This window comes from Sphingobium terrigena (assembly GCF_003591655.1).
Classification (GTDB): domain Bacteria; phylum Pseudomonadota; class Alphaproteobacteria; order Sphingomonadales; family Sphingomonadaceae; genus Sphingobium; species Sphingobium terrigena.
On sequence record NZ_QVRA01000074.1, the window covers coordinates 1 to 1,943 of the forward strand.

The window sequence follows — 1,943 nt, forward strand, 5'->3', positions numbered from 1 at the left end:
AAGGCGCTGACCGCAGACGCGCGGTGAGTCTTGAACTTTCGGCCTGCACGGACGGCGAACTCGCCGCCTTGACGCTCGCTGGACGTCAGGCCGCCTTCGCCGAGATCATGCGCCGGCACAAGGGGCCGGTTTACCGCCTGATCCGTGCACATATCGGCGATGCCGAAGAGGCGCTTGACCTCACTCAGGAATGCTTCGCGGCCGCCTTTCAGAACTTGCGAAAGTATGACGGAGATCGGCCGCTCGCTGCGTGGCTGGCCCGCGTGGCAATCAACAAGAGCCGCGATTGGCTTCGGCGGCGACGCATACGCCAGATACTATCGTTCGCCTCTTCGCTGCCGCCTGAGACGATCGAGGGTGAGCGAGACGAGGCGCCAGGTGCCGACACCGTCACCTTCGATCGCGCAGAACTTGCCCGGCTTTCGCGCGCGGTGTCCGAGCTGCCGGCAACGCTCAAGGAGACGCTCTTGCTGCGGACCGTGGAAGGCTTGTCCGAAGCGGAGACCGCAGCCGCGCTGGGGATCAGCGGCAAGGCCGTAGAGATGCGGCTCCGGCGCGCGCGCGCGAAGTTGTCGAAAATTTTCGACTTCGCATGAGGGGATGGGCCGGTTCGCGCGTAATGAAGGGTAACGACGGCGGCCCCCTCCCGCCGGCCGCAAGCATTGAATGGAGCGAAAGAACGGCATGAGCCGCAATCTGAACCGGCGCGACGTGATGCGCGGAACCGCCATGCTCGGCGGCACGCTGGCCATGTCGGCCTACCTGCCAGCTTGGGCGCAACCCGTGTCGCGCGGCATCGCCAAGCCGCTGCCGATCGTATCGGGCACGGAAATCGCCCTGACGATCGACCGGATGAAGCTGGTCATGGACGGAATTACAACGCCCGCGATCGGGGTGAACGGCACGGTCCCGGCGCCACTCGTCCGCCTCAAGGAGGGCCAGAAGGTCCGGCTCGCGGTGACCAACAATCTTGACGAGGATAGCTCGATCCACTGGCACGGCCTCATTCTGCCGTTCCAAATGGACGGCGTGCCGGGCATCAGTTTCCCCGGCATCAAGGCACGTTCGACTTTCGTGTACGAATTTCCAGTCGTGCAGTCAGGCACCTACTGGTACCACAGCCACTCGGGCGAGCAGGAGCAGGGCGGGCTCTACGGCCCCATCGTCATCGATCCCGCGGGACCCGACCCGATCGCATTCGACCGCGAGCATGTGATCGTGCTCTCCGATCACAGCCAGATGACCGGTGAGGAGATCTTCCGCAAGCTCAAGCAGATGGGCGGTGCCTATTTCAACTATCAGCGCCCGACGCTGAGTGGACTGCTCGCCGGACGGGAAATGCCCCTCAAGGATCGCCTGAAGTGGGGGCAGATGCGGATGGACCCGGCGGACATCGCGGACGTCACGGGTTCGACCTACACCTTCCTGGTCAATGGCTTTGGGCCTTACGACAATTGGACGGGTCTCTTCCGGCCGGGGGAGCGCGTCCGGCTACGCATCGTCAACGCCGCGGCGCAGACCAACTTCAACGTCCGCATCCCTGACCTGCCAATGACAGTGGTGCAGGCCGACGGCCAGAACGTCCGGCCCGTCGAAGTGGACGAGTTCCAGATCGGGGTCGCGGAGACGTTCGACGTGATCGTGACGCCCGGCGACCGCGCCTACAGCTTCGTGTCCGAAGCGATCGACCGTTCCGGCATGGGGCGCGCCACCCTGGCACCGCGCGAGGGCATGATCGCCCCAGTCCCGCCGCTTCGCCCGCGCACGCTCCTGACCATGACCGACATGGGCATGGATATGGGAGGCATGAAGGGGATGGAGGGAATGTCGGGGATGTCCGACGAGAACCCGGTGGCGAAGCGCGGCCTCGACCCCACGGTCCAGCAGAACGCATCGCGTAACCTGTGGAAGCTAACCGGCTGGAAGGGACCGACTGACCACGG

General features: G+C 64.9%; 2 protein-coding genes. Both read left to right on the forward strand.

Annotation, left to right across the window (positions count from 1 at the left end; translation table 11 throughout):
* Positions 1–23 precede the first annotated feature (23 nt).
* Positions 24–596: an RNA polymerase sigma factor gene (locus D0Z70_RS24360; RefSeq protein WP_088181961.1), complete on the forward strand. Its 573-nt coding sequence runs from the start codon at positions 24–26 to the stop codon at positions 594–596.
* Between the two features lie 88 nt (positions 597–684).
* The coding region (locus tag D0Z70_RS24365) for a copper resistance system multicopper oxidase (RefSeq protein WP_119750779.1) at positions 685–1,943 on the forward strand (1,259 nt) is incomplete at its 3' end.